Below are 26,317 nucleotides of genomic sequence, written 5' to 3' on the forward strand. Positions count from 1 at the left end.
CTCCGTTTTTTCTCCGATTATTCGCTGACTGTACCCGCTCACCCGTCGATTTTCGTCCCCGGATTCTCCCCGGAGAGGAACGCCGTCACGTCGTCCGGGCCGAAGATAGACGCGGGCGCACCGAGTTCGAGCAGTGCGGCGACCTTGCCAGCCATTCCGCCGGTCACGTCGGTCGATTCGCTTTCACCGAGTACGTCCGCGACCGACTCGTAGGACGTTATTTCGGAGATTACGGCGTCGTTTTCGTCGAGGACGCCGGGAACGGTCGAACAGAAGCCAACGCGGTCCGCGTCGAGTTGCCGTGAAACGGATGTGACGAGTTCGTCGCCGCTGACGATGGTGACGCCCTTGCCCTCGTGGACGACGACATCGCCGTAAAGGACGGGAACGAACCCTTCTCCGAGCATCGTCGCAATCTGCTGGACCGGAAGCGAGAGCTCCGCGTCCGAATCGCGGGACGCGACGGAGAACGGATGAACGGGGACAGCGGGAACGTCGCGTTCGTGGAGGCGGGAGAGCACGAACTGGTCGAGCGTCTCCATCGCGCCGTGGATGTCGATAACCGCCGCGACGTCACTGCTTCCCACCGTTTTCGAAACACCGTGCTCGCTGGCGTGGTGGTGGCCGAAACTACCGGCGCCGTGAACGAGCACGAGGTCGTCTATTTGCGCATCGCCCACCGCATCCGCAACGTAGTCCAACATCTCCCCGTCCAGCGTGTCGGGACGGTCTTTGTCCGTGATGACGCTTCCGCCGAGTTTGAGGACGGTGAGGCTCATTCGACGCGCACCCCTTCGGTGTCGAGTTCCGCGCGGAAGGCGTCTTCACAGCCGGGGGTGAACCGAAGCGCCGTCTTCGTATCGTCCGTCGGGTCGAGGGCGACGATACAGCCGCCGCCGCCCGCACCCGTGAGTTTCGCCCCCATCGCACCCGCGTCGCGGGCCGCCCAGACCATGTTGTCGAGCGAGCGCGAGGAGACGCCGAGCGCCTCCAGCAGACCGTGATTGAAGTTCATCAGTTTGCCGAGTTCGTCGAGGTCGCCGTCGGCGAGCACCTGTTCCCCTTGTCGAACGATATCGCCGATGCTCTCGACGGTTTCGGCGGCGAAATCGTACTCGTCGCGGAGCGCCCGGACCCCGGCCACGAGTTTCCCGGTGTCGCCCGCGCCGCCGTCGAAGCCGACGACGATGGGGAGGTCGGGTGCCTCGATGGATCGACAGTCGTCGCCCTCGACGCGAACCGCGCCGCCGGTGGCACAGCAGTAGGTGTCCGCGCGCGACGCTTCGCCGTCCTGCACCGCGAGTTCAGCTTTGTACGCACGGTCCGCGATTTCGTCCGATGAGAGCGTCACGCCGAGCTCGCGGGTCGCGGCGTCGATTGCGGCGACGGTCACGGCGGCGGAGGAGCCGAGACCCGCACCGAGCGGGATGTTGCTCTCCACGGTGATGTCGAATCCCGCGTCCGGCGTATCGGTCGCATCGCGCGACTGTTCTATCGCGGCGTCGATGTAGCCGACACCGGCCCTGACGAGCGACTCCGAGACGTTCACGTCGGGCGTGGCGTTCGTCTCGCTGCTGTACTCGACGGTGAATCCGTCGATACTCAGATCCTTGGCGTGCACGCGGAGTCGGTCGTCGTCCCGCGCTTCGACGGTCACGCTCGCCCGGCGCTCGATGGCGCACGGGACGGCGGGTTCGCCGTACACGACGGCGTGTTCCCCAAAGAGATACACCTTCCCCGGGGCGCTGGAAACGGTCATGCTCGTGGCTCCGCACCGGGACATAACAGGGCTTTCGGACTGCGGTCCGTCCGACACCGAATTCCCCGCGAGCCACCGACGACGGACTAACTGATATATGTATATAATTTGATGCCTCAATCCGGCGTCAGTCCAAAAATATATGCCCATCGGTTGTATCGCCCTTAATACATAATCGAACAATGGCAACTGAGAAACCTGTGAGAGACGAGATACATCCCGGCGGCGACCTCGACGCTGGTGCGTTCTGGCGGCACGCGTACGAAAACCTCATCGCGCTGTACCCGGAACCGGCGTTCGTCATCGATAAACACGGAACGATAACGCACTGGAATCGAAGAGCGGAAGCCCTCATGGGGAAGTCCGCGGAGAGTGCAATCGGTATGCCCGCCTACGAACTGTTCGGGACGGAGGGGGAAACCGAAACGCTCGCCGAAACCGTCGTTCGAACGGGCGAAGTCATCCGCGAATCGGACATCCGCGCCGCGACCGCGGCGAGCGGCGAGACGATTCACGGGCGCACACTGGGTGTCCCGATAACCACGCCCGACGGCGAGTGCGTCGGTGCCGTCGAGGTCATCACCCGTGTCACCGAACTCATCGAACAGCGCGAAGCCGTCCGACGCCTCCAAGAACAGATGACCGACGAGGTGGAGAATTCCGTCGCCGAACTTCGGGAGTCCACCACGGACGTCGCCGACGACTCCCAATCCATCCGCGAGTTGGTGCGCGATCAATCCCAAAACCTCGGCGACGTTCAATCGGAGGTCGCCACCTTCAGCGCAACCATCGAGGAGATCGCTTCGAGCGCGGAAGAGGTCAGCAGCCAGAGCACCGAAACCAAAACCCTCGCGGAAACGTCAGCCGACGCCGCGGTCGAAACCCTCGCCACGGTCGATGACGTCTCCGAGAGCGCAGAGGAAGTCGTCACCGACGCGAACGAACTCGAAGACCGTATCGACGAGATAGACGAAATCGTCGAAGTCATCGACAACATCGCAAAGCAGACCAACCTGCTCGCGTTGAACGCGAACATCGAAGCGGCGCGCGCCGGGGCGGAGGGCGACGGCTTCGCCGTCGTCGCAAACGAGATCAAAGACCTCGCCGAGCAGTCGAAAGAACGCGTCGAGCAGATCGAAGCCATCGTCAACGATATCCGGGAAACCGCGCTCGATACGGTCGAGAGCGTCGAGGCCACCAACGACGGTATCGTCGCGGCGACCGAGGAGATAGAAACCGTCGTCGAGAACCAGCAATCCATCGTCACCGCGATTCAGGAAACTGACGTGGGAATCACGGAAATCGCGGACGCGACCGACGAACAGGCCGCGAGCGCGGAGGAGATAGCGACCATCATCGACAACAGCGTTCGCCGGAGCGAAGAGGTGTCGGATTCGGTCGAAAGCATCGCCACCGCCAACGAACAACAGACGGAGATGGTCGCCGACTTGGAACAGCGGATTCACGCCCTCGAAACCGAAATCGAACAGTCGCTGGACTGAGCGGCCTGTCGAACTAGCCCACTCTATTTTCGGCGTTCATCTCCAAGCGGTTGCGAAGCCGAATCGAAGGCGAACGCGACCGCTGGTCGACGAAGCGAATCGGAAAACAACGCAAATCGAATCGAAAACTCGGCGATTAAATCTCGCTCTCGAAGTCGTCGAGCGAGTAGGTGGGTTCCGCACCGCGGCGGTCGAGCGTCTCGTTGGCGAGCAGCCAGTAGACGACCGACAGCGCCTTGCGACCTTTGTTGTTCGTCGGGACGACGAGGTCGACGTTGCTCGTGGAGTTGTTGGAGTCACACATGGCGATGACGGGGATGCCGACCGTGATGGCCTCCTTGACCGCCTGCGCGTCTCCGATTGGGTCCGTGACGACCACGACGTCCGGCTCGATGTAGCCGTCGTATTTCGGGTTCGTCAGCGTACCCGGGATGAAGCGCCCCGTGCGGGCACGTGCGCCGACCGCATCGGCGAACTTCTCGGCCGGGAACCGACCGTACTGGCGCGAGGACGTGACCAGAATCTGCTCGGGGTTGTAGTCGGCGAGGAAGTTCGCCGCCGTGCGGATTCGCTGGTCCGTCTTGCTCACGTCGAGGACGTACAGGCCGTCCGTTCGAACGCGGTGGATGAACCGCTCCATGTCCTCGGTCTTCTGCTGGGTACCGATGTGGACACCTGCGCCGAGGTAGTCCTCGACGGGAATGAGGAGGTCCGCCTCCTCGTCGCCGAGGACGTCCTCGTCGAACTGCGGTTCATCTTCTTCTTCTTCGGTCTCGTCCGCCTGTGCGGCGACGTCTTCGTCAGGGTCGACTGCCGGTTCCGCACCGGACTCGCCGGTCGGCTCCGCGTCGATCTCCTCTTCCGCGGCGTCGAGACCGTCCGTTTCTTCTTCTACCTGTTCGGATTCGTTATCGCTCATAATCGTGATACGTTCTGCTCGATTCGGATGAGTTCGTTGAGTTTTGCGGTTCGCTCGCCGCCGACCGTCCCCGTCTTGATGAACGGTGCGTCGGTCGCCACGGCGAGGTGTGCAATCGTCGTGTCCTCGGTTTCACCGCTTCGATGCGAGATGACCGGGTCGTACCCGTTCTCGACCGCGAGTTCGACGGCATCGAACGCGTCCGAAAGCGTGCCGATCTGGTTCGGCTTGATGAGGATGCTATTTCCGGCACCCTTCTCGATGCCCTCGGACAGTCGCTCGACGTTCGTGACGAACAGGTCGTCACCACAGACGAGCGTCTTCTCGCCCACCTTGTCGGTGAGTTTCGCAAACCCTTCGTAGTCGTTTTCGTCCAACGGGTCCTCGACGTACGCGAGGTCGTATTCGTCCACGAGATCCGCGATGTACTCGATCTGCTCGTCGGTCGAGCGCGTCCGGTCGCGGTATTGGTACTCGTCGGCGTCGGCATCGTACATCTCGGCTGCGGCCACGTCGAGACCGAATCGAATCTCGAATCCGAACTCGTCGGAAACGGTCGAGACGGCTTCGTCCATCACTTCGAACGCGTCGTCGTCGTCGATGGACGGCGCCCACGCGCCTTCGTCACCCTTCGCCGAGGGGACTCCCCGCTCGGCGAGGATGTCCGCGACTTCCGAGTGAACGGCCGCGTTGGCGAACACCGCGTCTTGGACGCTCGGTGCGCCGATCGGCGCGGAGAGGAACTCCTGAATCGCCGTGGCGTCGGCGGCGTGTTCGCCACCCCCGATGACGTTACCGAGCGGTATCGGGTAGTTGTCGCCGCGGAACGCACCGCCGAGGTGCTGGTAGAGCGGTGCACCGAGCACGTCCGCCGCGGCTTTCGCGGCGGCCATGCTGATAGCGACGGCGCTGTTCGCGCCGATTTCGGAGAAATTGTCCGTTCCGTCCGCAGCACGGAGGGTTCGGTCCACGTCACGCTGGTCGCCGACGTAGACGGCTCCTTCGAGACGCGGAACGGCGTGCTCACGAGCGGACGCGATTGCCTCGCTCGTGTCGAGTTCGATGGCCTCGTACTCGCCCGTGCTCGCACCGCTCGGTGCGGCGGCACGACCGAATCCACCGCTCTCGGTCAGGATGTCGGCTTCGACCGTGGTGTTCCCACGCGAGTCGAGTATCTGACGGAGCCGAACGCTCTCGATGCGCGTCATTCTGCCTCCTCACGCCGGACGGAGAACGGCAGCACGCCAGCGTCGTACTCCTCGGCCGCGATGAGTATCGGCTGGGACTCTTGCGTCTCGACGAGGACGGGAGCGCCATACGACACCTGCAGCGCTCGCGCACCGAGGATTCGTGCTTTTTCGTATCGGGAGTATTGTTGTTGAGCCATTACTGGTAGGGTGCGACGATGTCCACGAGGTCTTTGTGAGCGACGAGCATCCGTCGGCAGCAGTGGCGTTCGACACCGAGGTCGTCGAGGACCTTACCGGGGTCTTCGTTGCCCATCTGCGTCTCGGCGCGCGCCTTGTACTCCTGCCAGTGTTCGCTGACTACGTTGCCACACGTGAAACACCGGACTGGAATCATCATGGGGAAATCACCTTAGCGGTAGGACTTCTGGTAGCGGGCACGGGCACCGGGGCCGCCCCACTTCTTCGGTTCGGACTGGCGGACGTCGTTGACCAGCAGGGAACGGTCGAACTCCATGAACGCATCGCGGAGTTCGGCATCGTTCATGTACTGGACGAGACCGCGCGCGATGGCGGTGCGGACGGCGTCTGCCTGTCCGGTGATTCCGCCACCCGAAACGCTCACTTCAACGTCGACTTCCTCACGCTCGTCGCCCGCGATGCGGAACGGTTCGAGCATTTTGAGGCGAGCCATCTCCGGCTCCACCAGTTCGACTGGCTTCGAGTTGATCCGTACGCGACCCTCGCCGTCCGTGACCGTGGCGCGAGCGATGGCCGTCTTCTTCTTTCCGCTCGTGTTCGTTACCATGTGACGTTAGCACCTAGGTAGTCGCTGACTTCGCCCAGCTGGACGAAGCGGATGTTCGAGAGTCGGTCCAACGACGTGCCGTCGAGGATTTCGCCGTCCTCGTCGTACGGGTTGCCGACGTAGACACGCACGTTTTCGAAGGCTTCGCGCCCTCGCGGCTTCTTGTACGGGAGCATTCCCCGAATCGAGCGCTTTGCGAGCATGTCCGGGCGCTTCGGGTAGTACGGCCCCTGGTCGGAGCTGAGGTTGAAGCGCGTCTCGAATTTGTCCAGTATGTCCTGTTTGTCGCCCGTGATGATAGCTTGCTCGGCGTTGACGACGGCGACCGTTTCGCCGTCCATCGCACGCTGTGCGACGTTACTCGCGACACGACCGAGGATACAGTCGCGCGCGTCGACTACGACATCTGCGTCAAATTCCGCGATGCTCATCGAATCACCCGCACGTTGGAACCACTGGGATTTTGTTCGATTGCCTGTTCGAGTTGGATCGGTTCGCCGTTTGCCTGCTGGATCTTCGTCTCCGCAGTCGAAGAGAAATCGACTGCAGCAACGGTGACGTTCTTCTGCAGGACGCCGCTACCGAGAACCTTGCCGGGTACGATGACGGTCTCGTCTTCCTCCGCGTACCGCTCGATGCGGCCGAGGTTGACCTCCGCGTGCGTACTCCGTGGTTTCTCGAGGCGTGCTGCAACGTCGGTCCACACGTCGGCGTCCGAATCACGGGACACCGACTTGAGTTCGGCGATGAGACTACTGAGCCTCGGGTTAGTTTTGCTCATGCTACTTCCTCCAAGTACTGAGAACTGAAGTGCAGGGAGCAGGATTTGAACCTGCGGACTCCTACGAGACAGCGCCCTGAACGCTGCGCCGTTGGCCAGACTTGGCTATCCCTGCACGCTGAGAACACGTGCGTACCCTCGCGGGCAACACAGTGTTGTCCGTGGCCCTTAAAACCACTTTCGATTGCCGAGGCACATACCTCGGATTCCGCGAGCGACCGTCGCCCGCGAGTCCAGCGATTCCGAGAGTTGAAGCTCTCGGAACCGGCGGACACGTCAGGGAGGTTGTAAGGGCCGATCATGATTATAGTTGAATTGCCTGTTCGAGTTCGTCCGCACGTTCGGTGAGCGAATCGACGGCCTGCGTCACCAGCTCTTCGACGGTGAACGAGCCGTCGCTTTCGACGTCGAACACGAAGGCGTTCGGAACGTCGTGAACCTCGACCTCCTTTCCGGGGAACCGCTGGGAGAGGTCGTGGTCGAACGTCTCCGTCGGAACGAGTTCACCATCGTCTTCGATGGTTCCGCGAAGGATTCGGGGTTCTTCTTCCCCGAACTCGTCCCGGTCGCCGACGACTTCGACGCGCTGTAGGTGACGATAGCCGACCGCGACGCCACCCTGGTGTTTGGCGTGGTCCTTCCCCGAGCCGAGCACCGCGTCGGCTTCGAGTTCGAGACGCTGCCCCTCTTTGAGGTCGATTATCGGGATGTTATCGTCGGCGGGCTGCACCATCTCGTCCGAGCTGATGAGGTCGCCCGAGAACGCGGTTCCCGGTCCCGAAACGTCGAGGCTGAGCGTTACCGTGTCGCCCTCCTCGAACTCTCCGGGCGGCGTCGTCAGCGGAACGAGTCCGAGTCGCAGTCCGATCTGCTCGTCGAACATCACCGAGGAGTTCTCGATGACCCGGAGCGTGTCGATTGACAGCGTCGGAACGTCCGCGATCATCGCTCGGCGAATCCCGTTTGCGAACGCCGGGGTGACGTTGCGAACGAGGAAACGCGCCTTCCGTTCGCCGCGGTCGATGAACTCTACGTCGAAGTCTTCGGTCATGGTTTAGAATCCACTACCTTTCGGTGCGCGGGTACCGTCGTGCGGAATCGGTGTGACGTCCTCGATGCGACCGATTTCGATACCGGCGCGGGCGAGCGCTCGAATCGTCGCCTGCGCACCGGGACCGGGGTTCTGCTGCAGGTTGCCACCGGGGCCGCGCACGCGAATGTGCAGGCCGTCGATGCCAGCCGCTTTGACCTCTTCGGCGACCGTCTCGGCCATCTGCATGGCCGCGTACGGCGAGGACTCGTCACGGTTCTGCTTCACGACCGAGCCACCGGACGACTTCGCAACCGTCTCGGCACCCGTGAGGTCCGTGATGGTGATTATGGTGTTGTTGAACGATGCGTGTACGTGGGCGATGCCCCATGTTTCGTCGTTGTCGCTCATTCGTTACCCTCCGACCGTTCGGGGTGCAGTTCGTCCGCAATCGGGCTGTGCTCGTCGAAGGAGATGTCGGACTCCTCGTCGATCTCGACTTTGTACGACGGAACCGACACGCGCTGGCCGTCGACGGTGACGTGACCGTGCGTGATGAACTGGCGTGCCTGTTTCGGCGTGTGGGCGAGGCCCTTTCGGTACGCGACGGTCTGGAGACGGCGCTCCAGAACGTCCGTGATGTCGAGGAGCAGCACGTCGCCGAGTTCGTCGCCATCGTCGAGGATGCCGAGTCGCTTCAGGCGCGAGAGGAACTCGTCGCTTTCGCTAACTTCGTCGCCGGAGATGTCCCCGAGGAGGGACCGTGCCTCGCGGCGGTAGTTGCGAAGTTCACTCTGTGCTCGCCAGAGCTCTTCCTTGTTCTTCAAGCCGTATCGGTCCATCAGACCGCGTTCCTCGGCGATTCGCTCGCCCTGGAACGGGTGGTTCGGCGTCTCGTAGAACTTGGTGTTCTCACCTGGGAGCGACATTATTCTTCACCCTCGGCTTCTTCCCCTGCGGCTTCTTTGATTTCCTCGACGTTGACACCGATCGTACCCTCGGTACGACCCGTGGACTTGGTTCGCTGACCGCGAACCTTCTGTCCACGCTTGTGTCGGACGCCTTTGTAGGAGTCGATCATCTGCATCCTGTTGAGGTCCCGGCGTCGGGACATCGACAGGTCGTTGCCGGTCTCGTGGGTCGTCTCGCCGGAGAAGTACTCCTTGCGGTGGTTCGTGAGCCACTCAGGAACTTCGTCGGCGTAGTTTTCGACGGCCTCAACGACACGTTCGATGTCGTCATCGTCGAGTCGGCCGAACGTCGCCTTCCGGTCGACGTCCGCCTCCTCGGCGACGATTCGGGCCGTTCGACGACCGATCCCGTTCATTTCGGAGAGGGACCGCTCTACGGTCTTCGTCCCATCGAGGTCAGTTTGCCCGATGCGGACGAAGTACCGAAGGTCGTCGTCTTCGTCCTGTGGTTGTTCGGTACTCATGGTTGATAGTTTGGAGCGTCGAGGGAGGGATTTGAACCCTCGAGGCTTGACGCCACAGAGTTAGCAACCCTGCGCCGTGGGCCAGACTAGGCTACCTCGACACGCTCGCTTGTATATGTTCGCCCTTCCGGACTCGGGACGCGTGCCCCTACAGGTGTCTGCACTGCATTCTACCGGGGGTTACTATTTAAACGCAACGAATGTCTCCCGAACCGCATGAGAGGCCGCCGCAAGCGCCACGGACACGAAATAGGCACCCACGAGAAGCGGCCCCCAAAACACCCACAGTTCGAGCGTCGGAAAGAGGTAACTCCCGAACGCGCTTCCGATGGTGAGCGCGACGTACCCCGGCAGGGCGAGCGGCGTCATCAACCGAGTATCGAACGCGCCGAGAGCGACCGGAACGACCAACAGGAGATACCAAACCCAGACGGCGCGTCCGAGAAACAGCCGCCGAACGTTCACAGGCCCGCTCATTGGTTCCCTCGCTGTTCGATACCGTGCCGTGAGAGCAGGTCGGTCGCCACCGCCTTCTCCCACCGAACCCGCGTGTCGGCGTCGAGGAAGAACTCTGTCGTCTCCACGATGTACCCCGGCCGGTCGAGATCGCCCGCCACCTTGTGTACCAGCATCGGTCTCGACCCGTCGAGTTCGCCGCCGCGGCGATACTCGTGAAACGGCATGTACCACGGGACGACGTTCCCGTTCAATGCCTCCGCCGTCCGCTTCGCGTACTCGCTCGCGTTTCCAGCGTCCGTCGGCCAAATCACCTGCCCGACCGACGACTCGTGATAGCCGTAGATGCCGACCGACCGATGCAAATCGAGCACCACGTCCGGGTCGTGGCGCTCGACCACACCCCAGATGGCGCGAGCCAACCTCGTCTCCGGTTTCTCGCCGGTCGGAAACTGACGGTTCAAGTCGCCGTGTGCTCCTTCTCGCCGGTTCCTTCGAATCGCCACTCGGTTGGCCTTCGGAAGCACGATCAGTTTTCCCCGGTCGACCTGCCATCCCGCGATTTCGCTCGCGGCGCGATAACCACACTGCTCGTCGCCGTGTATCCCACCGACCACCATCGCCGTCGGCCCGTCGGACGTCCCCTCTCGAACGAAGACCCCCGTCTCGTACTTCGTATCCGGAAGGATTCGATAGGAAGGGTCGAGACTCTCTCGTCCGCTCCCGGCGACCGACATCGCCATCCCTCCGGTGAGGAGTGCGCCGGTCTTCGAAAGCAGTGAGCGCCGTCGCATACGGGAACCGCCACAGTGGAGCACTATCAACCTTGTCGCCCGGTGGTGTGGTCAGAATCGAGAGCCGAAGAAAATCACGCGTCGATATACTGGTCGTCGATGTAGCGGTCGTTTATCTCCCATTCCCCGTCGTCGTTTCGGACCATGTATTCGCCGTAGTACGGGACTCGATTCGCCACCGTCTCACGAAACGCCGACCGGATTTCGGGTTTCGTCATCTCTCCCATCGGTCGGAGGTCGTCGTTGCGATTCAGACAACCTTTTAGGAATCCTTCGTGCGTGACGCGCACGCGATGGCAATTCGAACAGAAGCTCGGGTTCTCCACCGGGTCCACGATTTCGATCATTCCGCCGCCGACCCAGTATCGTTTCCGCCCGTGCATCTCGCGAATTTCTATCTCGTCGGCCTGTTCTTCGAGCCAATCGTGAACCCGCTGGATGTCGATCGCCCACTCGGGATTGCCGGTCAGTTCCGGCATGTATTCGATGAGTTGCAACTGCAACCCGTCGTTCTCCGCGACGTGCTCCACCATCTTCGGAACGTAGCCAGCCGTCGCTTCGAAAACGACCATGTTGAGCTTTACCGGGTCGAGTCCAGCATCGAGCGCCGCTTCGACCCCTTCGAGCACCTTGTCGTACGCACCGCTCTTCGTTACCTCCGCGAACGATTTCGGGTCGAGCGCGTCCTGTGAGACGTTTACGCGGGACAATCCCGCTTTCCGGAGTTCCTCCGCGCGCCCCGGAAGAAACGTCCCGTTCGTCGTCAGGGACGTCTCCATCCCGTCGGGCGTCCGGCGGATTATCTCCTCCAAGTCCTCCCGGAGCATTGGCTCGCCGCCGGTGAACTTCACCTTTCCGACATCGAACTCGCGGGCGACTTCGAGAAACCGAACCACGTCGTCGGTACCCATCTCGTCGTCACCCGGCTCCATCGGTCCGCGTGTATCGCCTAATCCCTCGTTGTGGCAGTAGACGCAATCGAAATTACACCGGTCGGTCAGCGAAACGCGCACCCCCGTAACCTCGCGCCCGAACGAGTCTTCGAGCATTAGTATCCCTGTCTTGCGCGCGAGGATTCTTAAACTCGTGGGAGGATGCAACCTGAACGTAACCGAATTCAATTACGGGGAGTTCGACAGCTAGCGGAAATTAGCCTCACAAATCGAAATTCCCGGCTTCGGGGTTCACAAGCCTTATCGACAAATCCCTCCTTATCGTCATCATATGGATGAAACTGACGTTCGAGCCGTTCTCCGAACGGTCGAAGACCCGGACCTCGGCGAAGATATCGTCTCTCTCGGACTCGTAAACGACGTTACGGTCGAAGACGAGACTGCACGGATTTCACTCGCGCTCGGTGCACCGTACGCACCCCACGAGTCGGAAATCGCGAATCGCGTCCGCGAAGCGCTCAACGACGAGGGAATCGACACCGAACTCTCCGCACGCGTCGATACCCAGCTCTCCCCGGAAGAGCAGGTGCTTCCGGGCGTGAAAAACATCATCGCAGTCGCATCGGGAAAGGGCGGCGTCGGAAAAAGCACCGTCGCGGTCAACCTCGCGGCAGGACTCGCAAAGCTCGGTGCCCGCGTTGGCCTGTTCGACGCCGACGTCTACGGCCCGAACGTCCCGCGGATGGTGGACGCCAACGAACGGCCGCGGGCCACCGAGGAGCAGAAGCTCGTCCCGCCCGAGAAGTTCGGCGTGAAACTGATGAGCATGGCGTTCCTCACCGGGAAGGACGACCCCGTAATCTGGCGCGGCCCGATGGTTCACAAGGTCCTCACACAGCTCTGGGAGGACGTCGAATGGGGGCAACTCGACTACATGGTCGTTGACCTGCCACCCGGAACCGGAGACACGCAACTCACGCTCCTCCAGAGCGTCCCCGTCACCGGTGCCGTCATCGTTACGACGCCCCAGCAGGTCGCGCTCGACGACGCGAACAAAGGTCTCCAGATGTTCGGCAAACACGACACCCCCGTCCTCGGTATCGCCGAAAACATGAGCACCTTCAAATGCCCCGACTGTGGCGGCGAACACGATATCTTCGGCCACGGCGGTGGGGCCGCGTTCGCCGAGGACCACGAGATGCCCTTCCTCGGCTCGATACCGCTCGACCCCTCCGTGCGAAGCGGCGGCGACGAAGGAGAGCCCATCGTCCTCGACGACGAGAGCGACACCGGAGAGTCGTTCCGTACCCTGACCGAAAACGTCGCCAACAACGTCGGCATCATCAACCGCCGCCGCCAGCAACAGGAGTGAACCATGCCACGCGAGACGGAATCGTTCGACCCCGACGAGGAGCGTATGGAAACCCTCCGAGACATCGCCGACGACATCCGCGGCGAGTCGAGCGAGAGCAAGCTGGTCGCTGCGATGCTCTACCGCGTGAGCGATCTGTTCGACCCCGACGAAGAGACGACGCCGCGTGACATCTTCATCAACATGCGCGAGATAATTCGGACGAAGAGCGAGAACTGACGCGGAGAAAGCCGACCCGTGTGCGTTCAGCGCCAACGCCGAACGAAAAGCAATCCGACTAGCACGACCAGTCCCAGATAGACAACCGGTACACCACCGATTTCGTGGTTCCCGCTCAACTTCTCACCGAAGCTTTGGGAATACGTGTCGTTTTCGTACTGATAGTGATCGTTCATCCACGTCGGACGGGCCGGCTAGAACGATTCGTTCCATTGCTGGGTACCTTCCCCTGCCTTTCCGACGAATCCGACTTGATCGAGTCCGCCTTGTTTTTTCGTGAGATTGCCGGTGTACAAGCGAGCTTCACCCGCGATTTTCGTACCGCGTTTATCGAGCAGTTCGACTTTGACCGTCGTCGAATTGTTCGGCAGTGGTGTTGGCGCATAGAAGCTCCCGTCCGTCCCTATCGTGTGAACGAACAGCTTCGTCGGATATCGCCGCATCGACGGTTGACGAGCGTGACGTACGCAACCGCAGACGGTTCCCCATCGATGGTTCCATCGGCCACCGTGACGTTCGCAATATACGGAGTCGGGATTTCTTCCGTCGCCGATGCGTTGATTTTCTCGGTGAAGTTGTAGGTAGTGTAATTGCCGTATGTGGAGACGGTGGTCGTGTGGTTGTTTTTGACAACATCAATAGCAGAGTTTATATTTATATTTTCCACTATCTTTTCACCTGGTGAGAGGTCAAAAGACTCTCTCCGGAATCTAACTTCATCTACAAGAATGGTAAACCCCGAGTCACTCATGTATTCATCCGTAGGATTTTTAACACTGACATGAACGGTACTATTTGAGAGATTTGAACTGACACATACGCCACGAGACGATTTTATAACTCTTGTATTATCTTTTTTTAAATACGAGCATGGAGTTTTGGTGGAGGTAGTACCACTAACACCCATTACTGGGGGTATGAGAAGAGAAAATAACAACACCAAACTAAGTGATTTATGGATTTCATTCTTCATAAATCTCATTTGACTCTACCAAATATATAAAATTAATGTGTTATGTCATGCAGTTTGTCTCACCATTACAGCCGTTTTCTCGTTGGTCTCGATGGTGTCTGAGTTGCTTCCGAAGATCAGAGTCGGTCAGGAGATTTTGGAAGGACTCATCAACGATCTTCTCCCCGACAGTGTTGTTCTGAATTTCGCCACCTTCGGTAACATACTGACGAACGAGGTCGACTTTTGCAGTCACGTAGGTCATTACGACGGTATCCGATTCCAGATACTGATCGACAGTTTTGGTCTCGGTACCCGTCCGCTTCTTTAGACTCCACTTCACGTTCGGACGATAACTTCCGATTCGCCAATCACTGTTCCGGGCGAACGACATTGCGACATCCCGTTTCGTCGTCGTTGACTGTTCTTGCCATTCGTACTGTGCATCTCGGACTTTCTCTCGCGTTTGCACTCCGTACGTATAGTCTACGTCCGTGTGTCGTTCCGAGTACTCGAACCGATACTCTGTATCGTACTCTGCATCCTCTAATTTCACTCGCTTTTGTTCACCCGTATACCGATCATCGTAGTGGAATTTTTGGTACGACCAGTAGGTATCCGTCTCGGTGACCGTATAGGTGTATGTCTCGGTCGTCGTGTACGTCCTTGAGACGGTCGTCGTGTACGTGTACTGCTCCGGAACTTCGAAGCAGATACCGTTCGGACGACACTGCATCACGTATTTGGTATCCGTCTTCGTCACTTCGACCTGTTTCGTCTTCCGGACCGTTCTCGTCCCCGTCTTCGTCACTTCCTGTTCGTGACCGAACTGTTTCAACGTTCGATACTGCGCCGGGTGAACCTGCACACGTCGTGTCTCCCCGGTGAATCTCCCTCTCCCCGATTTCGAATCGTGCCATTCGTGCTCGGTCGTCGTATAGGTGTGCTTCTCCACATCGCGCCCCGTCGACCACCAGTTCGGGTGTCCCTGCAAGAACGCTGACTGCTGCAACTCGGTCGAGAACGACCGATCAACATCTTCGTATTTCGCGTCCCGGACCTTTTTGCGCTCTTCGAGCGAGTACTCGAAGCCATCACGACTCTTCTGATCGACCGAATATCCCTTCGAGAGATAGCGGTCGCGTTTCTCCGGCGATGTTGCGAGTTTCCAGTCGTACGTCGGCCGGTTAACGAAATACTCCGTGCTCTTGATTCTGGGATTCGTCCAGAACTGACCGTATCTCCGCATTACCTCGACATCCGGAATTTCGATCTCGTTGTATGTCTCCGGTCTCTCTTCGTTATATACCCGCACCTTCACGGTGTCGTTTTTCCGGAACAGTTGGGATGCTGGAATCTCCACGATACCAGTGTAGTATCGCGGGTCCGTACCGTGGAAATTTTCTTTAAGACTCCTTTTCGTAATCTTGTCTTTTTGCCAATCAGTGATCGAACCGGATGCACCTTCAATCGAAATTCCCAAATCATATCGAAGGTGATAGCTATTTTTGCTAAATTTGTATCGTTCGGTCGTGACCCGTAGACGTATCGTCTCGTTTGGTTTGTAAGGCCCGTCCGAAAGCAACTCCACATTTTTAATCTCCGGCGCGAAGTAGTTGAGAAAGTGGGAATTGACCGAAGCGGACTTGTTGTATCCGTCGCGGACTTCCAGTCCAGCGAGTTCGACGGAGCTAAACTTCGCTGTCCGTGTTATCCGGAGTGATCGGATTGGCTCCTTGTTTCCAAATATACCTTAACTCTGATCCATCCGGGTCGAACGAGTCGCCCGCATCCACAACCATTCCCTGATTGGTCGGACGATAGCCGGTCCCCCATCGCGGATGACCGAAAGTCGAATTTCTGGAGGGCTGGGGTGTACGTGGAGAGTGGATTTTCTCAGTAATTTTTCCTCCATATTCCCCGTTTTATTACTCACTATCTCATATTCTCTTTCTATATTGTAATCATTTGGAATGTCGGCAGATATGTAGGCATGCATTATTAAATTATTTCTGTTTATAATCTTATTCTCAGATAGAACTTGAATATACGGACTTTGATTCATATTTCTCATTTGAACATCCGATGGGTCAACCCCATTTAAATCTATTTTCGTCACGTGGTGTGCAGTATATCGTTTCGGGTCGATCCGCTCATCGTACGAATCTACATCGTTTTTAACGAACCCTGATTGGATGATTTTCGGCATCTTCGCGGGTGTTATGGTCCGTTTCAGCGTGCTTTTTTGACCGTGAAAATCAACTGCCGTCACGGAGAGCGTGTACTTCTTACCGACCTTGAAATCCCGGGTGTTGAAAGAAACCGATCGCTGTCGCTGCATCGCTCCGGGGGAGGTGGCATCCATTTTAGTGTGGCCGATTCTCTTCCCACCGAGCTGGACGCGAACCGATTGCAGGTTACCGTACGGGTCTGTCGCGGTGGTTCGACCGGAAACCGCACCATAACTGTCGAGCGATGGGAGGTCAATCGTGGGTTTGGGGTCGGCTACGACAGTGGTCGTCCCGTCGGAAAAACGGGCGATGTCGTGGGAGCCATCAGAGTAGGAGACGACGGCGTACAGCGAATGGTCACCCGCTTCCCATTCGGTCGTCAGCGTTCGACCGCTTGCGAGTCGTACGCCGTCTCCAAACCAACGGACGGAACGTATTTGATTCGTTGTGGGGATAGACTTCAAACGATACGTTCCACGAAACGGTGCCGTCCCAGTGATCAGTGAATCACCAGCAACAGTCGGCGTGTACTTCTCGGCAGTGGAACTCGACGGTGGGGGACTCCCGTTCGATCGGACGGACAAATCGATCGAATCCGTGTCTGTCTGTCCGTCCGTATCGTACACAGTAGCGGTAACCGTTCTCGCACCAGTGTTCGGGAACGTTCGCGTGATAGTATCGACGTCTTTCGCACCCGAGAGCGAATCTGTGGCGATAGCCGTTCCACCGAGTGACCAAACGATGTGGTCGAGCGATGCAGAACCGGCATCGATTGTTGCGGAGTAAACCGTTTGCTGGCCGACGCGAGGGGTGCGTGAACCCGAGACGTCAACGGTCGGGGGCTCTCCCGGCGACACGGTGACGTACAGTGAGTCTCGACTTTTAGCACCATCCTCGTCGGTAACCGTCACGGATACCGTGTACGTTCCGACGGTGTTCGGACGGAATCGGGTTTGCGAACAACTCTGACAGTTCGGTTCGATCGTTCGATTACCGGGTGTCTCTATCGTCCACTCGTATCCTTCGATGTATCCATCCGGATCGTGTGAGCCAGTGGCGTCGAAAAGGACGGTGCTTCCTCGCGCGACGTGCTGGTCGAGACCAGCGTCCGCGAGTGGCGGTTCGTTCGCCGTCGTTACCGACGGCAGAAATATCGTCGTGAGTAGCAGTAGCACGATGGTGCTCGATACGACTCGATTCATGAGATTCGGCGAGTTTTGCATCGTTTTGGTTTAAAAAAGTTATTTGATTTATCTGCATTTATATATTAAAACATTCACTCAGAAAAGGAGATCCAATAATCGATGGGTGCCATAAAGGTCTGTCCATCAACTGTTAAACAATCATTAATAAATACAGAGTTTATCCAGTCAAAACGCCTGAAATCAGCCGTTTCGCGCCATCTATCACAATAGTTCCTTGCTAATCTATGGCAAAGGCTTTACCACCTTGCGACTCAACTCTTATCCACTAGGCCCGGGAGGCCAGGAGCTTCAATTATGACGGATGACGAACTCATCTGGCGAATCGCAGGCGGTTCCGGTGACGGGATCGACTCGACGAGCCAGAACTTTGCAAAAGCCCTCATGCGAGCAGGGTTACACGTATTCACGCACCGACACTATCCGTCGCGCATTCGCGGCGGCCACACCTACGTGGAAATTCGCGCGGCGGACCACGAAGTCAAATCGCGCGGGGACAACTACAACTTCCTCCTCGCACTCGGAGACAGCTTCGCGCGAAACCCACAGGAAGAAGCCTACTACGGCAACGAAGAGATCAAGCCCCTGTCGGAGAACTTGGACGAACTCCGCGAAGGTGGCGTCATCATCTACGATTCGGGACTGCTCGACACCGACGACATTCCGGACTTCGATGAGCGCGTCGAGGAGAACAACTGGCACGTCTTCGACTTGGACCTTCGCGGACTCGCCAAGGAGTACGGCCGTGAAATAATGCGCAACACGGCTGGTATCGGCGCGACCTGTGCCATCATCGGGATGGACCTCGACATCGTCGAGGACCTGATGAGCGAGGCCATGCCGGAGAAGATCCTCGAACCGAACCTCGAAGTCCTCCATGCATCCTACGAGGATGTCAAGGAGAACTACGACACTGACGTCGGCGTCACGCTCCCCGAGAGCGACTACGACGACGACAAGGTTCTCATCTCCGGCAGTCACGGCATTGCGTACGGTGCCATCGACGAGGGATGCCGGTTCATCGCCGGGTACCCCATGACGCCGTGGACCGACGTGTTCACCATCATGACCCAACACCTCCCCGACCTCGGTGGAATCTCCGAACAGGTCGAGGACGAAATCGCCGCCGCCTCGCTCGCGATCGGTGCGAGCCACGCGGGCGCAAAGGCGATGAGCGGGTCGTCCGGTGGCGGATTCGCGCTGATGTCCGAACCGCTCGGACTCGCGGAGATCACCGAGACACCCATCGTGTTGGTCGAGTCGATGCGCGCAGGCCCCTCCACGGGGATGCCGACGAAACCGGAACAAGGCGACCTCGAACACGTCCTGTACACGAGTCAGGGCGACTCGAACCGCGTCGTCTTCGCGCCGGGTGATGCGCGCGAATCGTACATCCAGACGCGCAAGGCATTCGAACTCGCGTACAACTACCAGATTCCGAGCATCATCCTCTACGACCAGAAACTCTCCGGCGGTCACGAGACGGTTACGGAGTCCACGTTCGACCGCGAGCCGAACCCGGATATCGGCGAAGTCGTGACCGAGGAAGACATCGAGCAGGGTGAGCGTCTCGCCGGTCGCTTCAAGCGCTACCGCTACGACGGCGAAGATGGCGTCAGCCCGCGCTCCCTGCCGGGACAGAAGGGCGGCAACTTCCTCGCGTCCGGTAACGAGCACAACGAAGCCGGTCACATCAGCGAGGACCCGGACAACCGCGTCACGCAGATGGACCGACGGATGGAGAAACTCGACGCCATCCGCGACGAACTCAACGCGATGGACGAGTCCCACCAGACCGTCTACGGCGACGAGGACGCCGACTACGCCATCCTCAACTTCGGCAGCACGAAGGGTGCCGTCGAGGAGGCAGTCGACATGTTGAACGAGGACGGCCATTCGGTCAAAGCCATAAACGTCAGCGACATGGTGCCGTTCCCGAAGAACGAGGTCAATTCGTTCCTCGAAGGCGTCGACGAAGCGCTCGTCGTCGAGATGAACGCCACGGCACAGTTCCGCCGCCACGTTCAGGCGGCGACCGGCAAGCACGGCGACAAGCTGTTCAGCCTGCTGAAATACGACGGCAACCCGTTCGAGCCGACCGACGTCGTAGACGGCTTCGAAGCACGACTCGACGGCAGTGCCGAGCCAGCGCACAACACGCGCATCGAATCCGCAACGGGTGACTGAAAATGAGTGTATTCAACGCAATCGACGAAGAACGAGATATCGACGTGAACGAGTTCACGCCCAGCCTCGAACCGCAAGCGACGTGGTGTCCGGGCTGTGGTGACTTCGGCGTCCTGAAGGCGCTGAAACAGGCGATGCCCGAAGTCGGCCGCACGCCGGACGAGACGCTGCTCGTCACGGGTATCGGCTGTTCCGGGAAGCTCTCGAGCTACTTCCAGAGCTACGGCTTCCACTCCATCCACGGGCGGTCCCTGCCGGTCGCACGAGCGGCCAAACTCGCCAACCCCGACCTCGAAGTCATCGCCGCAGGCGGTGACGGAGACGGCTACGGAATCGGCGGGAACCACTTCATGCACACGGCTCGTGAGAACCACGACATGACCTACATCGTCTTCGACAACGAGATCTTCGGGCTGACGAAGGGGCAGACGTCGCCCACGTCCCCGAAGGGACACAAGTCGAAGACCCAGCCGCGCGGGAACGCGAAGAGCCCGATTCGACCGCTCTCGCTCTCGCTCACCTCGGGTGCGACGTACGTCGCCCGAACGGCGGCGGTCAATCCGAACCAGGCGAAGGAAATCCTCGCCGAGGCGATGGAACACGACGGGTTCGCACACGTGGATTTCCTCACGCAGTGCCCGACGTGGAACAAGGACGCAAAGCAGTACGTCCCGTACATCGACGTGCAGGACAGCGACGACTACGACTTCGACGTTCACGACCGTCGTGAAGCGATGGAAGCGATGCACGACGCCGAGGACGCGCTCTACGAGGGCAAGGTCCTCACCGGCCGCTTCTACGTGAACGACGAGCGCCCCTCCTACCAGCAGGAGAAACAGTCCACGGGCGACATGCCGGAAACGCCGCTCGCAGAGCGGTACTTCGACGACGATTACGAGTGGGAACGGAGCTACGACTTCCTCGACCGTCACAAGTAATCTCGTTTCTCCGTTCTCGACGGATCTAACAACCTTTTCATGGTTGCTAATGTGTTTTTCAATTCGCAAGGTATTTTTTCCTGTGCGGGAAACATACTGGTAACATGAGCACGGAATCGACCGAAGACCGCATTCTCCGGGTGTTAGAGGACGATGCGCAAGCGTCGTACTCGGAAATCGCGGACCGGGCCGGTGTTTCGAAACCGACCGTTCGAAAATACATCGACCAGCTCGAAAACGAAGGCGTCATCGTCGGCTATTCTGCTGAAATCGACCCGAAGAAGCTGTCGAGCCAGAGTATCGCTCTGGTCGGTATCGACGTCGAAAGCGAACGCTACGTCGAGGCGACCCGAGCGCTACAGGAACTCGAAGATATCGATACGCTCTACACGTGCAGCGGCGACCACATGCTGATGGCCGAAGTGCGCGCGCCGAACGGCGATGCGGTCGGGGGCGTCATCAGCGACGACATCCTCACCATCGAGGGCGTCACCGCAGCCCACCCGTCGTTCCTCCAAGAGCGACTCAAGTGATTCGTATCGATTCGCGGCCGCAGTTCAGCGCGTCTTCCAAGGCGTTCTCCGGTACTGCAGTTAGGGGGAGCGGCGGTTCCGGGTCGTCGAGAGGTCGGAGCCGACGGTGCCACCAGCCCACGCTCTGCCACGCGTCGTCTTTGTAGCCGACGGCTTCGTACGTCCCGACGTGCTCGAATCCGAGCGATTCGTGGAGTCCGACGCTGGCGGGATTCGGGAGCGCGATTCCGGCGTACGCGTTGTAGAAGCCCTGTTTTTCGAGGAGCGAGAACAGAGACTCGTAGAGACCGTTCCCGACGCCAGATCGACGATGGCCGCGGTGGACGTACACAGATACGTCCGCGGACCACCGGTACGCCTCGCGTGACCGGTGGGAACCCGCGTAGGCGTAGCCGAGGAGTTCGCCGTCGTGTTCACAGACCACCCACGGATAGGTTGGCAGGGTCGTTTGGATGCGGTCCGCCATCTCGTCTTCGCCCGGTGGCGTCGTCTCGAACGAGATGGCCGTTTCGCGGACGACCGGTGCGTAGATGGCCGCGGTGTCGGCGGCATCGCCCGCCTCGGCGAATCGAAGGTTTGGCATGGGCGGTGTACGTTCGGAGCCGAAATAAATCGCCGTCGTACTGGTTGCGCACAAGACCTTTGAGGTGAGCGACGGAATTCCCGAACGATGGCTACCTATCAGCGCGAAGTGTGGGTCGACGCGCCGTTCGAGGACGTGTGGCGGTTTTACTCAACCATCGACGGCTTGGAGGCGCTCACACCGGGATGGATGAACCTCCACGTGGAGGGAATCCGCGGACCGGAGGGAGAGTTCGACCCGGACGTGCTGGGGAACGGAACGGAAATCCGGCTGTCGCTTCGGCCGTTCGACGTCGGTCCGCGCCAACGGTGGGTTTCGAAAATCGTCCAGCGCGAAGAGGAAGACGGAGCCGCGATGTTTCGGGACGTGATGGAAGGCGGTCCGTTTCCCGAATGGGAACACACCCACCAGTTCTACGCCGGGGACGGGAAGACGCTGGTACGCGACGTGGTGAACTACCGGTTCCCGGCGCTGGGCGAACCGGGAAGCCCGCTCGCAAAAGTAGGTTTCGAACCCATGTTCCGGTATCGACACCGAAAGACGAAGAAACTGCTGGAGCGATGAACTTTATCATCGTCAGCGTGGTATCCGACACCGTATGTCAGATGTAGCTGTCATCGGCGGCGGTCCCGCCGGATTGAGTGGGGCACTGTTCACCGCGAAAAACGGCCTCGATACGGTCGTCTTCGATACCGACGACACCGCGATGCACGCCGCACACCTGTTCAACTACCTCGGAATCAAGAGCATCGACGGTGAGGAGTTCATGGAAATCGCCCGCGAGCAGGTGGACGAACAGGGGGCAGACCGAAAGCAGGGCGAGGAGGTCACGAACGTCGAGACGTCCGACGACGGGTTCACGGTTACGACCGCCGACGGCGAGTACGACGCCACCTACGTCCTCTTCACCACCGGGCGGTCGCGCGAGATGGCGGAGGACCTCGGCTGTGAGTTGAACGACGACGGGACGGTGCAAACCGACTCGGACAACGAAACGACGGTCGAAAACGCCTACGCCGCGGGGTGGTGTTCCCGGGCGGACAAGATACAGGCGGCGATTTCCGTGGGCGGCGGCGCAGCCGCTGGCTTGGATATCCTGAGCACAGAAAAGGGACGTGCATTCCACGACTTCGATACGCCGGACGACGCGGAGTAGGCTACTCGACCGCTTCGCCGTAATCGCCGCCGAACTTCATGAAGAAGTATCCTATCGAGAGGGTGAACGCGAGCGCCCCCGACGTCGCAATGCCGAGCGTTTTCGCGTTACCCGGAATCGCCGGTTCCGACGACCCGGACGCGGAACCGACGGTGATGGAACCGGTCATCCCGGCGCTCTTGTGCGGGGCACAAACGTACGCGTACTCGCCAGCCGTGCTGAACGTATGCGAGTAGGTGTGACCGGTGTCGAACAATTCGCTCGCACTGCCCGAGCCTTCCCAGCCGGCACCCTCTGGTTGGCTTTCGGGGACGACGTTGTGGCCGTCCGACTCCCAGACGAACTTGACCGTCGTCCCGGGCGTGACGGTCAACTTGTCCGGGTCGAACACCAAGTCGCCGCCCGGACCGACCTTCACGGTCTTCGTCGCGCCACCGCCGCCGCCGGAACTGCTGTTACTTTCACCGGAACTGGTCGTCGTGCCGTCTTCCTGTGCGGCCGCCGTTCCGGCCGCACCCGCCGCGACGACACCCGCAGAACCGAGGAGAAATCCACGTCGAGTGACTGATTCATCCGCTTCCCCATCTGTCATGAGCGGGGGTTTGTACCGATGGGTACTGAATACTTTGGTTTGGCACTACCACCTTGTCACCACCTTTTACGACGGTCGAGCGGTCAGCGCGGGTCGATTCGACCCGCGCCGACCCGTCTTCTTCACGGCGAAGCCGTGAAGAAACGAGGGAGCAAAGCTCCCTCGCATTCCCTGTAAAAGCTGGACCAAAAGCACTCCTCCCTCGCTCCACTATGTTCCGCTCGGTCGTCGGCCCGGAAAATCTCCGATTTCCGGTGAGGATGCTAGCGACGAGCGGCCGTGTCTCTGACCGTTTCTAGGTTTCAGGCACTTGCTCATCCCCGGTATTTGGGTCGATAGCCGATTTCCGCGGTCGTCTCAATGACCTATCGCTCCCTCCAGTCGCTCACCGGGAAACAGCGACCGGTGGGAGTGATAGGCAGGGTGAATTTTCACGACAAGCGTCCTCACTGTGAACGAGCGTAATGAGCGAACGGGCCGAGGAACCCCCGACGGAGCGACTGAAAGGAGCGACGGAAGTGGGGTGACGTGGTGTTTTGGTCCAGATTTTGCCAGGGAGGTAGGCCGAAACCAGCGCCGTACGGCGCTGGTTTCGGCTCCCGACCGCAGCAAAAGGTGGTTCTAGAGCGCGTAGTCGTGCTCGCCGTCTTCGGTTTCGAGGAAGGCGGTGAGGAGGTCGATGGTCGCAGATACGTCGTCGCCGTTGGCGCTCTCGGTGACGGTGTGGAGGTAGCGCGTCGGGATGGAGATAGCGCCGACCGGTTTCGCACCGTAGGTGTTCTGGAAACCGGCGGTGTCGGTGCCGCCCGAGGGAAGCACTTCGAGTTGGTACGGGATGTCGCGCGCCTCGGCCAGCGACCGCATTCGACGGTGGACCTTCGGGGTGGTGACGACGCTCCCGTCCTTGAGTTTGATAGCGGTGCCGTCACCGAGGCTGGTCACGTAGTCCCGTTCGCGCTTCACGGCGGGGAAATCGTTTGCGACGGTGACGTCGAGGGCGACCGCGAGGTCGGGGTCCACGTCGACGCCGAGCGCGGTCGCACCGCGAAGGCCGATTTCCTCCTGTACCGTGGCACAGAAGTGGATGGTCGCATCGGGGTCCTCGATTCGCTTTGCAGCCTCCAGCATGGCGAAGAGACAAACGCGGTCGTCGAGCGCCTTACCGGAGACGTTCTCACCGACTTTCGTCGTCGTCTGTTCCATCGTAACGATGTCGCCGACCGACACGCGCTCGGTCGCTTCGTCCGCCGGAAGCCCGAGGTCAACGTAGACATCCTCGACGTCCTCTTCCCCTTCGTCACCGTCCAACAGGTGCGGCGGTACCGACCCGATAACGCCGGGGAGGTCACCATCCTCGGTGTGAACGACGACGCGCTGTGCTCGCAACACGCGGGAATCCCAGCCGCCGAGCGCGTCGAGCGAGACGAAACCGTCCTCGTTGACGTGCCGGACCATGAATCCGATTTCGTCCATGTGGGCGGCGACGGCCACGTCGTAGTCCTCGGACCCTTCTATCGTCCCGATGACGTTCCCCATCGCGTCGGTGTGGAGTTCGTCAACTTCGTCCTCCAACTCCCGTCGAACGATGTCGCGGATTCGGTCCTCGTACCCCGCCGCACCGTTCGCCTCCGTCAGTTCGCACAAAAGTTCGAAATCGAAATCGAATGCCATACCGAATCTCGTTCCCATCTCCGTATAAACCTCTCTGAAGCGGTGAATAAACTCTCAACTTGTGTATCGTGGTTTCGGAACGTTTTTGCCGTTTACTCACACAGTGGCTGACATGGCTGACAAAGAAGCGGAATTCCGACAGCAGTTCCAGGACGCGTTCGAAGGTGCAGACTACCCCGTCAGCAACCCGATGGAACTCGTTCCGGCGCTACCGAACGGTCCCGGCACGCGCTTCGAAGCGGGCGATACGAGCTTTACCGCGATGGAGCTCGCGACGAAGATGAACGACGCACAGGACTTCCCCTACGACGACGTTGACGCCCTCATCGATGACCTCATCGAAGGGCTGAAACAGAAGGACATGCTGTAACTACGATTCTTCTTCCTCGTCCGGCAACGCGACGAGCAGTACCTCCCACACGTCGTGTTGCTCGTTGAACCGGCTGTCTATCACCCGGTCGTTTTTTCCGAGCGGAATCGGCTGCTGTGGCTGTGACACTTCGAGCCACGTCAGCGTCGGCTCCGTGATTTCCATCTCGGCGATGTCCGCTATTTGCTCGGTTTCCGCCCCGTACTCTCCCATTCGTCTTTCGTGACGTTCCATCGTAGACCCCGTGCCGGATACCACAGCCCGACACATAACTGTGCTGGCGACAGCCGCGGCGAAAACGAGTCGGGCGGGGCGTCAGCGTTCAACGTCGGGGTTTTCGGGGACGTGGGCGCGCTGTCGTGAGTAACGGGGATGGTCGTCCGCGTACACGTGGTCGAAGATGGCATCGACGTCGTAACCGTCGTGCGCTTCGGCGGCCTCGACGGCTTCCGCGACCCGCGCTTTCGCCTCCTCACGAAGTTCGTCCTCGTCCTCGTCCGTCCAGTCGTGCTCCGTTTCGAGGTACTCGCGGGTCCGTTCTATCGGGTCCTTTTCCGCCCACGCATCGACTTCCGCGTCGTCGCGGTACTTCGTCGGGTCGTCGGTCGTGGTGTGCGCACCTTGCCGATACGTGACCGCTTCGATGAGTATCGGCTCGCCCTCCTTCGCGCGTTCGAGCGCGTCGGAGACGGTCCGGTAGACGGCCAGCACGTCGTTACCGTCCACGCGGACCCCCTCGAAGCCGTA

The 26,317-nt window shown here is 59.8% G+C and carries 33 protein-coding genes, 2 tRNA genes and 1 pseudogene; 9 read left to right on the top strand and 27 right to left on the bottom strand.

The features are described 5' to 3' along the window. Positions 1-38: 38 nt before the first annotated feature. Together BG842_RS26275 and mvk are read right to left on the bottom strand one after the other, a co-directional pair. Entirely contained in the window at positions 39-779 is a 741-nt protein-coding gene (locus BG842_RS26275; RefSeq protein ID WP_069453095.1) for an isopentenyl phosphate kinase, read from the bottom strand. Next, positions 776-1,759 carry a mevalonate kinase gene (gene mvk, locus BG842_RS26280; RefSeq protein WP_069453096.1) on the bottom strand — a complete coding sequence of 328 codons (984 nt, stop codon included), beginning with the start codon at positions 1,757-1,759 and terminating at the stop codon, positions 776-778. Before mvk ends, BG842_RS26275 begins: the two co-directional genes overlap by 4 nt. A gap of 182 nt (positions 1,760-1,941) precedes the next feature. On the opposite strand from mvk, the gene BG842_RS26285 reads away from it, so the two are divergent. Then, a complete protein-coding gene (locus BG842_RS26285; protein ID WP_069453097.1) occupies positions 1,942-3,261 on the top strand; it encodes a methyl-accepting chemotaxis protein in 1,320 nt (439 codons plus the stop codon). 136 nt (positions 3,262-3,397) lie between these two features. Here BG842_RS26285 and rpsB read toward each other — a convergent pair whose 3' ends face one another. The 16 genes from rpsB to moaA form a co-directional block, all read right to left on the bottom strand. Continuing rightward, positions 3,398-4,180, bottom strand: a complete 783-nt coding sequence (gene rpsB / locus BG842_RS26290) for a 30S ribosomal protein S2 (protein ID WP_069453098.1) — start codon at positions 4,178-4,180, stop codon at positions 3,398-3,400. Then, positions 4,177-5,388 carry a phosphopyruvate hydratase gene (gene eno / locus BG842_RS26295; RefSeq protein ID WP_069453099.1) on the bottom strand — a complete coding sequence of 404 codons (1,212 nt, stop codon included), beginning with the start codon at positions 5,386-5,388 and terminating at the stop codon, positions 4,177-4,179. Before eno ends, rpsB begins: the two co-directional genes overlap by 4 nt. After that, the gene (locus BG842_RS26300) at positions 5,385-5,567 is read right to left on the bottom strand and encodes a DNA-directed RNA polymerase subunit K (protein WP_069453100.1); all 183 of its coding nucleotides are present in this window, start codon (positions 5,565-5,567) and stop codon (positions 5,385-5,387) included. Before BG842_RS26300 ends, eno begins: the two co-directional genes overlap by 4 nt. After that, positions 5,567-5,767: a DNA-directed RNA polymerase subunit N gene (locus BG842_RS26305; RefSeq protein ID WP_018128667.1), complete on the bottom strand. Its 201-nt coding sequence runs from the start codon at positions 5,765-5,767 to the stop codon at positions 5,567-5,569. Before BG842_RS26305 ends, BG842_RS26300 begins: the two co-directional genes overlap by 1 nt. A 12-nt stretch (positions 5,768-5,779) precedes the next feature. Continuing rightward, positions 5,780-6,175: a 30S ribosomal protein S9 gene (locus tag BG842_RS26310; protein ID WP_007978877.1), complete on the bottom strand. Its 396-nt coding sequence runs from the start codon at positions 6,173-6,175 to the stop codon at positions 5,780-5,782. Then, a complete protein-coding gene (locus BG842_RS26315; protein WP_069453101.1) occupies positions 6,169-6,606 on the bottom strand; it encodes a 50S ribosomal protein L13 in 438 nt (145 codons plus the stop codon). The genes BG842_RS26310 and BG842_RS26315 overlap by 7 nt, the downstream gene beginning before the upstream one ends. Further along, entirely contained in the window at positions 6,603-6,956 is a 354-nt protein-coding gene (locus tag BG842_RS26320) for a 50S ribosomal protein L18e (RefSeq protein ID WP_007978880.1), read from the bottom strand. The genes BG842_RS26315 and BG842_RS26320 overlap by 4 nt, the downstream gene beginning before the upstream one ends. Before the next feature lie 30 nt (positions 6,957-6,986). Next, a tRNA-Leu gene (locus tag BG842_RS26325) sits at positions 6,987-7,071 on the bottom strand. Between the two features lie 189 nt (positions 7,072-7,260). Beyond that, positions 7,261-8,007: a DNA-directed RNA polymerase subunit D gene (locus tag BG842_RS26330; protein ID WP_007978882.1), complete on the bottom strand. Its 747-nt coding sequence runs from the start codon at positions 8,005-8,007 to the stop codon at positions 7,261-7,263. A gap of 3 nt (positions 8,008-8,010) precedes the next feature. Further along, positions 8,011-8,397 (bottom strand): 30S ribosomal protein S11, encoded by a 387-nt coding sequence (locus BG842_RS26335; RefSeq protein ID WP_007978883.1) that lies wholly within the window; start codon positions 8,395-8,397, stop codon positions 8,011-8,013. Beyond that, complete coding sequence (locus BG842_RS26340; RefSeq protein WP_007978885.1) at positions 8,394-8,915, bottom strand: 30S ribosomal protein S4; 522 nt, start codon at positions 8,913-8,915, stop codon at positions 8,394-8,396. The genes BG842_RS26335 and BG842_RS26340 overlap by 4 nt, the downstream gene beginning before the upstream one ends. Further along, positions 8,915-9,421: a 30S ribosomal protein S13 gene (locus BG842_RS26345; protein WP_069453102.1), complete on the bottom strand. Its 507-nt coding sequence runs from the start codon at positions 9,419-9,421 to the stop codon at positions 8,915-8,917. The genes BG842_RS26340 and BG842_RS26345 overlap by 1 nt, the downstream gene beginning before the upstream one ends. A gap of 16 nt (positions 9,422-9,437) precedes the next feature. After that, positions 9,438-9,522 (bottom strand) — tRNA-Ser (locus BG842_RS26350). 82 nt (positions 9,523-9,604) lie between these two features. After that, positions 9,605-9,898 (bottom strand): hypothetical protein, encoded by a 294-nt coding sequence (locus BG842_RS26355; RefSeq protein ID WP_069453103.1) that lies wholly within the window; start codon positions 9,896-9,898, stop codon positions 9,605-9,607. Beyond that, positions 9,895-10,671: a M99 family carboxypeptidase catalytic domain-containing protein gene (locus BG842_RS26360; protein WP_069453115.1), complete on the bottom strand. Its 777-nt coding sequence runs from the start codon at positions 10,669-10,671 to the stop codon at positions 9,895-9,897. The genes BG842_RS26355 and BG842_RS26360 overlap by 4 nt, the downstream gene beginning before the upstream one ends. A gap of 74 nt (positions 10,672-10,745) precedes the next feature. Beyond that, positions 10,746-11,720, bottom strand: a complete 975-nt coding sequence (gene moaA, locus BG842_RS26365) for a GTP 3',8-cyclase MoaA (protein ID WP_069453104.1) — start codon at positions 11,718-11,720, stop codon at positions 10,746-10,748. A gap of 175 nt (positions 11,721-11,895) precedes the next feature. On the opposite strand from moaA, the gene BG842_RS26370 reads away from it, so the two are divergent. Then, complete coding sequence (locus BG842_RS26370) at positions 11,896-12,936, top strand: Mrp/NBP35 family ATP-binding protein (RefSeq protein WP_069453105.1); 1,041 nt, start codon at positions 11,896-11,898, stop codon at positions 12,934-12,936. 3 nt (positions 12,937-12,939) lie between these two features. Continuing rightward, positions 12,940-13,155, top strand: a complete 216-nt coding sequence (locus BG842_RS26375) for a hypothetical protein (RefSeq protein WP_007978898.1) — start codon at positions 12,940-12,942, stop codon at positions 13,153-13,155. Between the two features lie 403 nt (positions 13,156-13,558). On the opposite strand, the gene BG842_RS30455 is transcribed toward BG842_RS26375, so the two are convergent. From BG842_RS30455 to BG842_RS33370, 4 genes and pseudogenes are all read right to left on the bottom strand, one after another. Next, a complete protein-coding gene (locus BG842_RS30455) occupies positions 13,559-13,906 on the bottom strand; it encodes a hypothetical protein (RefSeq protein ID WP_175424306.1) in 348 nt (115 codons plus the stop codon). 262 nt (positions 13,907-14,168) lie between these two features. Next, a complete protein-coding gene (locus BG842_RS32360; protein WP_254663509.1) occupies positions 14,169-15,356 on the bottom strand; it encodes a hypothetical protein in 1,188 nt (395 codons plus the stop codon). Positions 15,357-15,860: 504 nt separating this feature from the next. Beyond that, positions 15,861-17,249 carry a hypothetical protein gene (locus BG842_RS32365; RefSeq protein WP_254663512.1) on the bottom strand — a complete coding sequence of 463 codons (1,389 nt, stop codon included), beginning with the start codon at positions 17,247-17,249 and terminating at the stop codon, positions 15,861-15,863. Between the two features lie 3 nt (positions 17,250-17,252). Further along, a pseudogene (locus BG842_RS33370) lies at positions 17,253-17,561 on the bottom strand (PKD domain-containing protein); the annotation flags it as partial. 276 nt (positions 17,562-17,837) lie between these two features. Between BG842_RS33370 and BG842_RS26390 the strand changes: the two are divergent. The 3 genes from BG842_RS26390 to lrpA1 all read left to right on the top strand — a co-directional run bounded on the left by BG842_RS26390 (position 17,838) and on the right by lrpA1 (position 21,198). Further along, positions 17,838-19,727 (top strand): 2-oxoacid:acceptor oxidoreductase subunit alpha, encoded by a 1,890-nt coding sequence (locus BG842_RS26390; RefSeq protein WP_069453106.1) that lies wholly within the window; start codon positions 17,838-17,840, stop codon positions 19,725-19,727. A 2-nt stretch (positions 19,728-19,729) separates the two neighbouring features. After that, positions 19,730-20,665: a thiamine pyrophosphate-dependent enzyme gene (locus BG842_RS26395; protein WP_007978905.1), complete on the top strand. Its 936-nt coding sequence runs from the start codon at positions 19,730-19,732 to the stop codon at positions 20,663-20,665. Positions 20,666-20,769: 104 nt separating this feature from the next. After that, positions 20,770-21,198 (top strand): HTH-type transcriptional regulator LrpA1, encoded by a 429-nt coding sequence (gene lrpA1 / locus BG842_RS26400; RefSeq protein ID WP_069453107.1) that lies wholly within the window; start codon positions 20,770-20,772, stop codon positions 21,196-21,198. On the opposite strand, the gene BG842_RS26405 is transcribed toward lrpA1, so the two are convergent. Continuing rightward, the gene (locus tag BG842_RS26405; RefSeq protein WP_069453108.1) at positions 21,191-21,781 is read right to left on the bottom strand and encodes an arsinothricin resistance N-acetyltransferase ArsN1 family B; all 591 of its coding nucleotides are present in this window, start codon (positions 21,779-21,781) and stop codon (positions 21,191-21,193) included. The genes lrpA1 and BG842_RS26405 overlap by 8 nt on opposite strands. A gap of 87 nt (positions 21,782-21,868) precedes the next feature. On the opposite strand from BG842_RS26405, the gene BG842_RS26410 reads away from it, so the two are divergent. Together BG842_RS26410 and BG842_RS26415 are read left to right on the top strand one after the other, a co-directional pair. Continuing rightward, positions 21,869-22,345, top strand: coding sequence for an SRPBCC family protein (locus BG842_RS26410; RefSeq protein WP_069453109.1), 477 nt, complete (start codon positions 21,869-21,871; stop codon positions 22,343-22,345). 34 nt (positions 22,346-22,379) lie between these two features. Beyond that, entirely contained in the window at positions 22,380-22,937 is a 558-nt protein-coding gene (locus BG842_RS26415; RefSeq protein WP_069453110.1) for an NAD(P)/FAD-dependent oxidoreductase, read from the top strand. Position 22,938: 1 nt separating this feature from the next. On the opposite strand, the gene BG842_RS26420 is transcribed toward BG842_RS26415, so the two are convergent. Together BG842_RS26420 and BG842_RS26425 are read right to left on the bottom strand one after the other, a co-directional pair. Continuing rightward, positions 22,939-23,529 (bottom strand): plastocyanin/azurin family copper-binding protein, encoded by a 591-nt coding sequence (locus BG842_RS26420; protein ID WP_069453111.1) that lies wholly within the window; start codon positions 23,527-23,529, stop codon positions 22,939-22,941. 621 nt (positions 23,530-24,150) lie between these two features. Then, positions 24,151-25,200 (bottom strand): M42 family metallopeptidase, encoded by a 1,050-nt coding sequence (locus tag BG842_RS26425; RefSeq protein ID WP_069453116.1) that lies wholly within the window; start codon positions 25,198-25,200, stop codon positions 24,151-24,153. Between the two features lie 112 nt (positions 25,201-25,312). Here BG842_RS26425 and BG842_RS26430 point away from each other — a divergent pair, with 112 nt between their 5' ends. Further along, positions 25,313-25,570, top strand: a complete 258-nt coding sequence (locus BG842_RS26430; RefSeq protein WP_069453112.1) for an MTH865 family protein — start codon at positions 25,313-25,315, stop codon at positions 25,568-25,570. Here the strand turns inward: BG842_RS26430 and BG842_RS26435 are convergent, their stop codons facing one another. Beyond that, the gene (locus BG842_RS26435; RefSeq protein ID WP_254663510.1) at positions 25,571-25,804 is read right to left on the bottom strand and encodes a hypothetical protein; all 234 of its coding nucleotides are present in this window, start codon (positions 25,802-25,804) and stop codon (positions 25,571-25,573) included. Between the two features lie 81 nt (positions 25,805-25,885). Next, positions 25,886-26,317 (bottom strand): thiamine pyrophosphate-dependent enzyme (locus BG842_RS26440; protein WP_254663511.1); only part of this gene is annotated, 432 nt, incomplete at its 5' end.

Origin of the sequence: Haladaptatus sp. W1 (assembly GCF_001723155.1) — an archaeon.
Classification (GTDB): Archaea; Halobacteriota; Halobacteria; order Halobacteriales; family Haladaptataceae; genus Haladaptatus; species Haladaptatus paucihalophilus.

Excerpts from the sequence above, each read along its gene's own strand:
- BG842_RS26300 (WP_069453100.1), bottom strand. The coding sequence starts at position 5,567 with ATGGCTCAACAACAATACTCCCGATACGAAAAAGCACGAATCCTCGGT.
- lrpA1 (WP_069453107.1), top strand. The coding sequence starts at position 20,770 with ATGAGCACGGAATCGACCGAAGACCGCATTCTCCGGGTGTTAGAGGAC.
- BG842_RS26405 (WP_069453108.1), bottom strand. The coding sequence starts at position 21,781 with ATGCCAAACCTTCGATTCGCCGAGGCGGGCGATGCCGCCGACACCGCG.
- BG842_RS26425 (WP_069453116.1), bottom strand. The coding sequence starts at position 25,200 with ATGGCATTCGATTTCGATTTCGAACTTTTGTGCGAACTGACGGAGGCG.
- BG842_RS30455 (WP_175424306.1), bottom strand. The coding sequence starts at position 13,906 with ATGAGTGACTCGGGGTTTACCATTCTTGTAGATGAAGTTAGATTCCGG.
- BG842_RS26390 (WP_069453106.1), top strand. The coding sequence starts at position 17,838 with ATGACGGATGACGAACTCATCTGGCGAATCGCAGGCGGTTCCGGTGAC.
- BG842_RS26355 (WP_069453103.1), bottom strand. The coding sequence starts at position 9,898 with ATGAGCGGGCCTGTGAACGTTCGGCGGCTGTTTCTCGGACGCGCCGTC.
- BG842_RS26435 (WP_254663510.1), bottom strand. The coding sequence starts at position 25,804 with ATGGAACGTCACGAAAGACGAATGGGAGAGTACGGGGCGGAAACCGAG.
- BG842_RS26345 (WP_069453102.1), bottom strand. The coding sequence starts at position 9,421 with ATGAGTACCGAACAACCACAGGACGAAGACGACGACCTTCGGTACTTC.
- BG842_RS26315 (WP_069453101.1), bottom strand. The coding sequence starts at position 6,606 with ATGAGCATCGCGGAATTTGACGCAGATGTCGTAGTCGACGCGCGCGAC.
- BG842_RS26420 (WP_069453111.1), bottom strand. The coding sequence starts at position 23,529 with ATGACAGATGGGGAAGCGGATGAATCAGTCACTCGACGTGGATTTCTC.
- BG842_RS26340 (WP_007978885.1), bottom strand. The coding sequence starts at position 8,915 with ATGTCGCTCCCAGGTGAGAACACCAAGTTCTACGAGACGCCGAACCAC.
- BG842_RS26430 (WP_069453112.1), top strand. The coding sequence starts at position 25,313 with ATGGCTGACAAAGAAGCGGAATTCCGACAGCAGTTCCAGGACGCGTTC.
- BG842_RS26410 (WP_069453109.1), top strand. The coding sequence starts at position 21,869 with ATGGCTACCTATCAGCGCGAAGTGTGGGTCGACGCGCCGTTCGAGGAC.
- mvk (WP_069453096.1), bottom strand. The coding sequence starts at position 1,759 with ATGACCGTTTCCAGCGCCCCGGGGAAGGTGTATCTCTTTGGGGAACAC.
- BG842_RS26285 (WP_069453097.1), top strand. The coding sequence starts at position 1,942 with ATGGCAACTGAGAAACCTGTGAGAGACGAGATACATCCCGGCGGCGAC.
- moaA (WP_069453104.1), bottom strand. The coding sequence starts at position 11,720 with ATGCTCGAAGACTCGTTCGGGCGCGAGGTTACGGGGGTGCGCGTTTCG.
- BG842_RS26320 (WP_007978880.1), bottom strand. The coding sequence starts at position 6,956 with ATGAGCAAAACTAACCCGAGGCTCAGTAGTCTCATCGCCGAACTCAAG.
- BG842_RS26305 (WP_018128667.1), bottom strand. The coding sequence starts at position 5,767 with ATGATGATTCCAGTCCGGTGTTTCACGTGTGGCAACGTAGTCAGCGAA.
- BG842_RS26370 (WP_069453105.1), top strand. The coding sequence starts at position 11,896 with ATGGATGAAACTGACGTTCGAGCCGTTCTCCGAACGGTCGAAGACCCG.
- eno (WP_069453099.1), bottom strand. The coding sequence starts at position 5,388 with ATGACGCGCATCGAGAGCGTTCGGCTCCGTCAGATACTCGACTCGCGT.
- BG842_RS26335 (WP_007978883.1), bottom strand. The coding sequence starts at position 8,397 with ATGAGCGACAACGACGAAACATGGGGCATCGCCCACGTACACGCATCG.
- BG842_RS26310 (WP_007978877.1), bottom strand. The coding sequence starts at position 6,175 with ATGGTAACGAACACGAGCGGAAAGAAGAAGACGGCCATCGCTCGCGCC.
- BG842_RS26375 (WP_007978898.1), top strand. The coding sequence starts at position 12,940 with ATGCCACGCGAGACGGAATCGTTCGACCCCGACGAGGAGCGTATGGAA.
- BG842_RS26275 (WP_069453095.1), bottom strand. The coding sequence starts at position 779 with ATGAGCCTCACCGTCCTCAAACTCGGCGGAAGCGTCATCACGGACAAA.
- rpsB (WP_069453098.1), bottom strand. The coding sequence starts at position 4,180 with ATGAGCGATAACGAATCCGAACAGGTAGAAGAAGAAACGGACGGTCTC.
- BG842_RS26330 (WP_007978882.1), bottom strand. The coding sequence starts at position 8,007 with ATGACCGAAGACTTCGACGTAGAGTTCATCGACCGCGGCGAACGGAAG.
- BG842_RS32360 (WP_254663509.1), bottom strand. The coding sequence starts at position 15,356 with ATGCGGAGATACGGTCAGTTCTGGACGAATCCCAGAATCAAGAGCACG.
- BG842_RS26360 (WP_069453115.1), bottom strand. The coding sequence starts at position 10,671 with ATGCGACGGCGCTCACTGCTTTCGAAGACCGGCGCACTCCTCACCGGA.
- BG842_RS26395 (WP_007978905.1), top strand. The coding sequence starts at position 19,730 with ATGAGTGTATTCAACGCAATCGACGAAGAACGAGATATCGACGTGAAC.
- BG842_RS26415 (WP_069453110.1), top strand. The coding sequence starts at position 22,380 with ATGTCAGATGTAGCTGTCATCGGCGGCGGTCCCGCCGGATTGAGTGGG.